Raw genomic sequence first — 9,281 nt, forward strand, 5'->3', positions numbered from 1 at the left:
CAGGGCACAGGGGTTATCGCCACTATCCAGGGCCCCTGCCAGCGCATCGGTCAACAAAGTGTGCGCCGGCCCCAGTCGTGCCTCCATAAAGGCTTCAGTACCCAGTGTATACAGCCCCCAGTGTTGCAAGCCGGCTGGAGCGCTGGCCAACCGGGCCTGTATCTGAGTCAGGGACTGCTCGGCCTCTGCACGGTGGCCGGCAAACCTGGCCGAGGGCCAGCCCAGCAACATGGAGACAAACTGCAGAGCCTCGGTGTCCGGTGATGGGTCTGTCGACTGCAGAAGCCGGTCGGCCGCGGCCAGATGCTCAAGCACCGCTCCGTACTGACCATCCATGAAGGAAAACAGCGCCTGCAGCAGAAGCAGCGCGGGAGAACTCATCCGAACACTGTCCGGGAAGCGCGAAGGCAGTGACCGGTAGCCGCTCAGGTCCTCCGCCGCAACAGCAACGGTACCAGGGCTTCCGCCTGGTCATAGCAGCCTTCGGCCAGAAAAAGCTCAAGGGCCTCCACAATCAGGCCCCGCTGGCGGAACGCCTCGGCCGCCCTGATTCGTATGGAGCTTTCCCGCTCAGGCTCCCGATCCTGCGCCTGAAGCCAGTCGATCAGCAGATCATGCAGGCGATACCAGTAGTGACCCTCACCGTAACTCTGGAACAGCAGATTGCGTTCGCGCATGGCTGCGATCCAGTCCGCGGCATCGCTACCATTCCGGGCTTCATCAGCAACCTCTTGTGAGAAAAGAGGGAGCAGGCTCATATCCTGGAGAAATCGCTGTAGCCCGGGCTCGAGGCCGGCGAACACTTCCTCCAGCAGATAGTCGCTCAGGGCTCTCTGGCCAGGACCGGGTACATGGCTTAACGGATTTTCCGACAATGCCGATAGCTGCAACGCTGCTGGCCATCCGCCGGTGCGCTGATGCAACTGCAACATCTGGTCTTCGGAGAGATCAGTCCGGCGGGCCTGGACGAATTTTCGAGTCAACGCCAGATCAAAACGGAGCACCTCCGGCCCCAACCGGACCATCTGTTGCCGGGCCAGCAACTGCGCGGTGCGAATGGGTGGGTCGAGCCTCGAGATACAGACAATGCGCAAAAACCCCGGAGCAAAGTCGATAAAGCGCCGGATCTGCTCCAGTAGTACTTGCTGGTCAAGCAGGTGAAAATCATCCAGCACCAGAACCAGGCGGCTGGGTGCCTGCCAGGTTCGGGAATAATCCGCCAGGCGGTTGATCAGCATGGTCACCGGGTCAACAGCGGCACCCGGTTCCAGCGCGGCCAACAAGGTACTCTCGCGAATGGCAAAGCGTGGGTTCACCCGCGCCAGTGCGCTGGCCACGGCATTCCAGAACAGGGCCGGCGCGTTGTCCCTTTGGTCCAGCGTTAACCAGGCATGCACCGGTTTTTCCTGTTCCAGCCACTGACTGACCAATGTGGTTTTACCGAAACCGGCCGGTGCCGACACCAGCACAAACGGCACCTGTTCAATACAATCAAGCGCCTGCAACCGTGAGGGCTCAAGCAACAAGCCTGAAGGCAGCCCGGGGCGGGTTAATTTGGTTTCGGCAACCATGGAGCTCACTACCGTTGGCAAATGAGCTTCAGCATAGTCATTGCCGGTGTCATCAACCAGCCCTGGCACTCCAAACTGGGAGGCCTGTTCAGAAATCCGGGTCATGGCAGTGCGAGCAGACCCGTGCCCTTCATCAGCGTGGCAACCAGTCGGGTACTGCCCAGTTCCCGGGCACAGACAAACCAGGGAGTTTCCCGGCCACGGTAGCGTGATTTGTGGTACGCCAGAGGTTGGAAGGCGTACAGGCGATTCCCATAGCGGTACAGGATATTCTGAAGGCGGCGCAGGCCAGGCCGGTCACCCGGGCAGGGGCGGACGCCGTGCAGGGGCGCAATGCCCAGCGACAGCTCAGGCACGCCTTCCTCACGAAACTGACTGGCCGCCTGCAGAATAATGTGGTCGAGAACGCCGAGCCGGTTCATTTCCGGCGACGCCCGCAGAATATTGGCGCAATAGCCCGCCAGTTCATGGTGACGGTACCAAGGATCAAAGAATACGTATCCGGCCAGCTCGCCCTCCACATAGGCGTAGAACTTGCGCACTCCCCATTCATCTGCAAACACCGGCGGACGGGTGAGCAAACCCAATTCCCGTTCCTTGACCGCCTTGCCCAGGCGCCAACGCTCCGAGATACCCGCCACCTTGTGCCAGTTCACCTCATCTCCACATTGCTCCCGCACCTCGATTCGGCACCGCCTGTCCAGATTGCGGGCATGGCGCAGCTGCTTCATCGCCTTGCCACGAAGCGAGAACCTGGTCAGATCAACCGAGAACTCCGTACCCATCACCGTGGCATCGTAACCAAGCTCGCCCAACGGCCCCAGCAGCGACTGATCGACGCCCACATACAGTGAGGGGCCGGGCACACTCTGCTCGAACGCCTGCAGCAGCCGGCCCATACTCTGTGCACCCGCCAGGGGCCTTGTGGGCACCACGTTTACCCGCTGCCCCAACACCTTTACCGGAACATACGGTACCAACCCGAGACCGGGGCTGAGAAAGTGCCGGCAATCCGGCTGCAAGGCAAAATAGCTGCTGGACTGGCTCCCGTGCAGACGGATCAGGTGCTCGGCGGTGCGCTCATGGCAACGCCCGGAGTCCGGCACACTCGAGTTGATATTCCGGTCATCGGCAGCCGGGGCTACCGCCGCAGACAGATGAGAGGCAGGCATGGGTCATTCCCTTTGTTGTTCTGATACCGCTTTCCTGTGTTCAGAACAAAATGCTAAAGGCCGTGCCTCGGCCGGCCATCGGTCAAAGGGTTGAGTGCCTGGCGCCCCACCGGAACTGGGTCACAATTCCGAGCCCTGCATCACCACAACGCCCCGTCGCCACAAACGCCATTCACCCGGCTTGTAAATATCCCAGGTTTCGTCGCTGGTGAGGGGTTCGGTCACGATGACGCTGACAATGTCGTTGGGTGTGGTTTCCGATTCAAAATCCACAGTAACGTCGGCATCTTTCAGGCGGGCGGGGCCAAACGGCGCCCGCCGGGTAATACTGGCCATCTTGGTGGTGCAAAAGGTAAACAGCCAGTCGCCGTTGCTTAGAAGCAGGTTGAATACCCCCTGACGGGCGTAGTTCCGGGACAGCTGCACCAGCCGTTCCACCACCTGCTCGGTGGCAGTGTCTCGATCGCAATGACTGCGCAGATGGTTCAGGATGTCGCAGAACAGGGCTTCGCTGTCGGTGCTGCCAACGGCCTCGTAGAAGCCGGGCGCCGCGGAAAACTCGGAAAGCTGACCATTATGGGCGAAGACCCAGTATCGGCCCCAGAGCTCGCGGATAAACGGGTGGGTGTTGGCCAGGCAGATATCACCCACATTGGCCTGACGAATGTGGCAGATGGCCACTTCACTCTTGATGGGGTGGGTTTGCACCACTTCGGCAATGCGCGAGGAGGCACTGGCGTCGGCATCGTGAAAACAGCGTACTCCTTTACCTTCGTAGAAAGCGACGCCCCAGCCATCCTTGTGTGGGCCAGTGTCACCGCCACGACGGGTCAGACCGGTAAAGCTGAAACAGAGATCGGTCGGGGTGTTGGCGCTCATGGCCAGCAGTTCACACATGGTTGGCGGTATCCTCAGCCTTGATTCCGTAGGATACCCGAATCAACCGAGACCTCCAGCCATCGAACCGACGGATTTCGGAGGCTGTACGGCACCGGCGGGCGCCACACGGTTCCGGCCTGCCCGCTTGCCGCTGTAGAGACAGCGATCTGCCACACAGAACAGGGTTTCCGCCTCCCGGCCGTGGTCCGGCCACTGGGCAATACCAAAGGAGGCGGTCACGCGGATACCCGCTTCGCCGTATTTCAGCTCGCGCCGGGCAATGCGTTCCCGCAATTCGTCCATCAGCTCAAAGGCATCGCCGGGCTTCACATCCCGCAGAATCAGGCCAAATTCCTCGCCGCCCAGCCGGCCGACAAAATCGGTCGTGCGCAGGCGCTCGGTCAGGCTCTGGCCGATATGCCTCAACACGTAGTCACCGGCATCGTGGCCGAGGGTGTCGTTAACCAGTTTGAAGTGGTCGATGTCCATAATCACCAGAGCAAAATCGGCTCCGCTGCGCTCACACTCGGCAATGGTGCGGGCCAGTGTTGACTGGAAATTGGAGCGATTGGCCAGGCCGGTCAGGGCATCGGTCTGGGCCATATCGACCAGCCGTTGCTCAGCCTCTTCCCGACGCACCTCGTACATGTGCATGAACACCTGCATCAGGGCACCACACAGAAACATGTTGAGCAGATCGATCATCCGGTGAGCAGAGCCCACCTCACCAAGAAAGAAGTAGTAAACCACCCCGCCCACCAGCATAAAGGGCACACTCAGAATCATGCCCTCGTGCTTGCCGAGCAGAAGGTAGGCCAGAACCGGCATCATCAGCACCCAGACAAAAGCCGCAATGGAAGCCTCTGGCAACAGCATGATGACGATGAAGAACGAAAACAGCGATACCAGATAGGCGTAGATCCACTGTTGCAGGTGAGCCGTGGTTTTCAGGCAAAAAACGCCGTAGAACAGCAGCCCACTGGCCAACAGCTCGACCAGCGCCACCCATGGATAACCGTTGAAAAATTGCAGACAGGAAAAAACGACCAGCGCAGAGCCAGTCACCAGAAACAACAGCCTGGTAAGCGAGCGACGGTGGTTATCCCGGAGTCCTGAGCGGCTTTGTTCCAATGCCGTCCCCAGATCCGGATGCTTTGACGTATTCATGCTGACTCTTCCCTGGATCAACCAGAGAGTATAGTCGGTCTCCGCTGGCTGTAAAACAACCAGCCAACGGAGATCAGGTTACCGCGAGCCCTCAGATATACAGGTTCTTGCGGGAGAACCGCTCCACCAACGGTTGATAGGCCGAGCCCAGCAACCGATTGATGGCGTCTATGCCCCAGGCATCCGGCCCCACCAGAATACGGGATTCGTTTTTGAGGATGCCTTTGACAATAATTTCAGCCGCCTTGTCCGGAGTGGTCATCGCCAGCTTGTCGAAGCCCTTGCGCTGGGCCTCGGCGTTTTCGGACTTGCCCATGCGCGCGGCATTGGCAATGTTGGTGCGGATGCCACCAGGGTGCACACAGCTGACCTGAACCGGCTGATTCTCCAGTTTCATTTCCTGGCGCAGGGACTCGGTAAACCCACGCACCGCAAACTTGGCAGCATTGTAGGCGCTTTGCTTGGGCACACCGATCAGACCAAACACACTGGAGATGTTCACCACATGACCATCACCGGATTCAATCAGGTACGGCAGAAACGCCCGGGTCCCATGGGCAACGCCCCAGAAATCAATGTCCATCACCCACTTGAAATCGGCGTCGGTCATTTCCCGCACCGTGGCAGAGAGGGCCACACCGGCGTTGTTGATAATCAGGTTAACCTGGCCAAATTCCTTGCGGACCTGTGCGGCGTGGGCGTAGATAGCGTCCCGGTCGGAGACATCCAGGCGGTAGGTTTTCACCTCGGCACCGTCCAGTCCGGCTGCGGTTTCCGCCAGCCCCGCCTCGTTAACGTCGGAAAGAGCCAGCCGACAGCCCCGGGCCGCGAGGGATTTGGCCAGGGATCGGCCGATACCAGAGCCAGCACCGGTGACGACAGCCACCTTGTTGTTCAGATCTTTCATGGCGGGAACCTCTTGTTGTGGTCTTTCAGTAAAGCAGCGCTTTCGTTATTCGCCACTTTAGAGAGCCACCAGAGGCAAACCTATGGCACTGGACTCCTGGCGAGCCCGGCACCAGAGCCAGTCCTCCAATCAACCCAGCAGGTTATCCAGGGGCTGGTCATACCCGGGTGCAAACACGTCCAGGAAGTACTGCACTTCCGGCAGGCCGTCCGCTTCCAGGCGTGCCCGGATCTGCTGCTCTGCGGGGCCGAACTCCGGATTGCCGGCGCGCAGTTCGGCACGACATTTCAGCCAGGCCGAGAGACGGTCCGCCGCCTTGATCAGCTCCTTTTCTTCCGGCCCCAGTCGGGATTCCCGCACATAGGGCGAAAAATCCTCCCGCAGGTCTTCCGGCAACAGCGCCAGCAATTCAGCTTCGGCCTTATGTTCGATGTCGCCGAACGCCTCCCGCATCACCCGGGAATGGTATTTCACCGGGGTGGGCATATCCCCGGTGATCACTTCGGTGGCATCGTGATAGAGAGCCGCTGCAGCGACACGGTCTGCGTTCACCGTTCCGGCAAAATGCCGGTTGCGAATAAGCGCCAGGGCGTGGGCAACGGTAGCCACCTCCCAGGAATGGGTGGCCACGTTTTCATCAATGGCGTTGCGCATCAGACCCCAGCGTTTGATCCAGCGCAGGCGCGACACATAGGCAAAGAAATGGCTGGCCTTTCGGCCCGGGCTATCAATCATGGCTGGGGAACTCCGTGTATTCCGCTTCAACGAACGTCCAGGGTAAACCGGACCGTCACGTTGCCCTGGTCATCAACCGGCGCATCACGGGCCGGATCCAGCAGGAATAGCTGGCTGTCCGACACCTCGTGCGTCGCCGTCAGCACCTGACGAACCGTTACCCCTCGCTCCGAGGCCAGACGCCCGAGCGCTTCCGGGGGCAGGCTTCGCTCGCCATCGCGCCAGGCCTGCTGCGCCTGCTCCCAGGCTTCACCGGTGACGGTCTCGCCACGGGCCTGCATCTGAGCTTTCAGCAACGCCAGGGCATCAGCCTCAGGGGCGACGGCACCACGGATGTTGAGCAGAAGCTCCGGACGTTCTCTTAACGCCTGGGCCAGCGCGGACAGTTTCTCGGCCTCGTTATCCGCCAGTTGCACACTGCCGGGGACAAAGCTGACCTGGCCCAGCTCTTCGCTGCTGAAGCCTGCCATTTCCGCCAGCGAGCCCAGCATACTGAACGGTGAGGCGGCTGCTTTCACCAACAGGTTCACGAACGCCCGCATGACAATCTGGCCAACGCTGAATTCGGGGTCTGACATGTCGCCCTGAATGGGCAAATTCACCTCGATAACACCGTCACGATCTGTGAGCAGAGCCAGACCCAGCTTGACCGGGGCGTTAATGGCCTGTTCGCTGGCCACCGCAGAGCCCAGTTGCATCCGGTCCAGGATCACTTCGTTGGACGCCTCAAGCCGGGTACCGGTTATCTGGTAATCCAGCGCCAGTTCCAGTTTGCCGCTGTCCACCGAATACCCCAGATAGCGACCGAAATAGGGCGACAGTACCGGCAACGCCATGTCTTTCATGGTGAGTTTCAGGTTGCTGGGCTCTTCGGTGCCCAGAGCGCCCAGGGTTCCGTCAAAACGAACCGGTGCCACCCCGGCCAGCTGGCCGCTGATCGCCACCCGCCCCTGTTGCGGAGGGACATTGCTGATGCCGGTCACCGATCCCGTAAGTTCCTGGAACCCGGTACTGAAGGGCGGCTCCAGCGTGCGGTCGGTGTAGGCCATGGAACCTTGCTCCACCACCAGTTCGCCAATGCGGAAAATAAAGCCTGCCTCCGAGCCTTCCGACGGCTCCGTTGCGCTGGCTTCTGCCTCGGAGGCCCCGCCATTCTGAATAATCTGCTGCAGATTATGCAGGCCGTCGGCGGCCCGGATGACATTAACCGCCGGGCTGCTCAGGGTCACGGTACCGATCTCCAGGCGGGCGGGATTAAGGTTGAACTCCACCGGCGCCAGGCGCAGCAACTCCCAGGACACCAGCTCCCCGCCATTGCCCGGTAGCCTCGTGGCTAGCCCAGCAATTTCTGCGGTGCCGCTGAAGGTGCCGGTCAGGGGTTCATCCTGGGCGTCCAGGTCCAGATTGCCATCGAAACCCAGGCGCCCGTCCACCAGCTCCAGGTTTGCGGCATCGGCAACATAGGGTTGGATAACGGGCAACAGGATGTCGCTGCCGGACAAGGCGCCCTCAAAGGTAAACGGCGCCGGAGTCAGCTGGCCAATGGCGGTCACCCGGCCACCGGTGCCGAGTTCTGCGGAAATATCGTAGGAAACCGGTTCATCCAGGCGGTGGGAGAGACCACCCATGGTAATGGCCAGATTATTGACGGCAATGTCGGCGTCTGTTTCCGGCACCTGATCCCGCCAGCGAACCTGGCCGCCGGACAACTCGACACCCTGGACCGACCAGCGGAATGGCTCGCCCGAATCAGACGCCGGCTCCGAGGTTTCGGATTGATCGGTTCCGGCAGTTGCCAGAGACGCCTGCCAATCCACCTCACCCTCGGCATTCCGGGACGCAGCCAGCGACGGTTGCTCGATCGACACCATGCCAACGGTGGCCTCCCGGGCCGTCAGATCGAAGCCAATGCCCTGAACGGCAATGGTCTCGGTGGCCAGGGCAGGCTGGTCATCTGCAGCCGACAGCGCCAGCGCCAGTTGCTGGATGGTGAGATTGCCATCGGAAGTGATCAGTTCAAAGCGATCGCCACCGGCCAGTTCATAGCGGGATTCCAGGGTCACGGTGCCATCGCGCAGCTGCCACGGCAGATAGGGAGTCAGGAAGTGGGCGAGAGTATCATGGCGAAGCCCGGAAAGCCGGAGCCGCCCTGCGGAGTACAGCGGGGTAACGCTTAATTCCCCATCCCATTCAATCACCTGCTCACCCAAGGCGGCCATCACAGAATACTGGCTGTCGCTGCCTTCCCGGGGCCAGGTGGCCAGGTCGTTCAGGGTCAGATCCAGCGGCGCAACCCGGAATTCGGCAGGGTCGCCGCCCTGGGAGAAGTCGCGGAACAGCAGTTCACCGCCGTCAATGGTCACCTGTTGGAAATACAGCCTGGGCGGATTACCCTTCTCGGCGGTTTCAGTCTGGGTCGCGTCCTCACTCTCGGGATTGGCACTGCGCCAGTCCCGGGCATAATTGATGTCGTAGTCCTGCAGCAAATCCAGGCGAACGTCCGGCTCCACCAGACGGATTTCTTCAAACCCGATGATACCGCGGAGCAAATTGAGGAAACTGAGATTGACCCGCAGGTGGTCAAACGCCGTCACCGGCTCCCCATCTGCATCCTTTGCAGAAAAGGCGTCTGCTTCCAGGCTGAAGGCAAACGGGTTGAACCGGACGCGCTCTACCTCGGCCTGCCAGCCCATGCGCTGATCCAGCTGTTCCGGCAGCGACCGCTCCAGCCACCAGGGCAGAACCAGGAAGCCTGCCAGGGCATACAGGCCCAGCAACATTCCCATTGCGATCAGCAGGTTCCTGACCAGTTGGCTCTTCCGGCGACTCACCACCCGGCGGCTTGCTACC

7 protein-coding genes and 1 pseudogene are annotated in these 9,281 nt (G+C 60.7%); all 8 read right to left on the minus strand.

Features of this window, described 5'->3' with window-relative positions; all coding sequences use genetic code 11:
* Positions 1-381: pseudogene (locus tag B3Y70_RS02580) on the minus strand (AAA family ATPase); the annotation flags it as partial.
* A 44-nt stretch (positions 382-425) separates the two neighbouring features.
* The gene (locus B3Y70_RS02585) at positions 426-1,676 is read right to left on the minus strand and encodes an AAA family ATPase (RefSeq protein WP_288589131.1); all 1,251 of its coding nucleotides are present in this window, start codon (positions 1,674-1,676) and stop codon (positions 426-428) included.
* Positions 1,673-2,743, minus strand: coding sequence for a DUF2156 domain-containing protein (locus B3Y70_RS02590; RefSeq protein WP_288589132.1), 1,071 nt, complete (start codon positions 2,741-2,743; stop codon positions 1,673-1,675). The genes B3Y70_RS02585 and B3Y70_RS02590 overlap by 4 nt, the downstream gene beginning before the upstream one ends.
* Before the next feature lie 120 nt (positions 2,744-2,863).
* A complete protein-coding gene (locus B3Y70_RS02595; protein ID WP_011783740.1) occupies positions 2,864-3,640 on the minus strand; it encodes a class II glutamine amidotransferase in 777 nt (258 codons plus the stop codon).
* A gap of 42 nt (positions 3,641-3,682) precedes the next feature.
* Positions 3,683-4,789: a GGDEF domain-containing protein gene (locus tag B3Y70_RS02600; RefSeq protein WP_288589133.1), complete on the minus strand. Its 1,107-nt coding sequence runs from the start codon at positions 4,787-4,789 to the stop codon at positions 3,683-3,685.
* Between the two features lie 91 nt (positions 4,790-4,880).
* Positions 4,881-5,696 (minus strand): SDR family NAD(P)-dependent oxidoreductase, encoded by an 816-nt coding sequence (locus B3Y70_RS02605; RefSeq protein WP_278802173.1) that lies wholly within the window; start codon positions 5,694-5,696, stop codon positions 4,881-4,883.
* 129 nt (positions 5,697-5,825) lie between these two features.
* A complete protein-coding gene (yfbR, locus tag B3Y70_RS02610; RefSeq protein WP_228224455.1) occupies positions 5,826-6,431 on the minus strand; it encodes a 5'-deoxynucleotidase in 606 nt (201 codons plus the stop codon).
* 26 nt (positions 6,432-6,457) lie between these two features.
* Positions 6,458-9,281 (minus strand): DUF748 domain-containing protein (locus B3Y70_RS02615; RefSeq protein ID WP_288589135.1); only part of this gene is annotated, 2,824 nt, incomplete at its 5' end.

The organism is Marinobacter sp. UBA5687 (assembly GCF_002420325.1).
Classification (GTDB): domain Bacteria; phylum Pseudomonadota; class Gammaproteobacteria; order Pseudomonadales; family Oleiphilaceae; genus Marinobacter; species Marinobacter nauticus.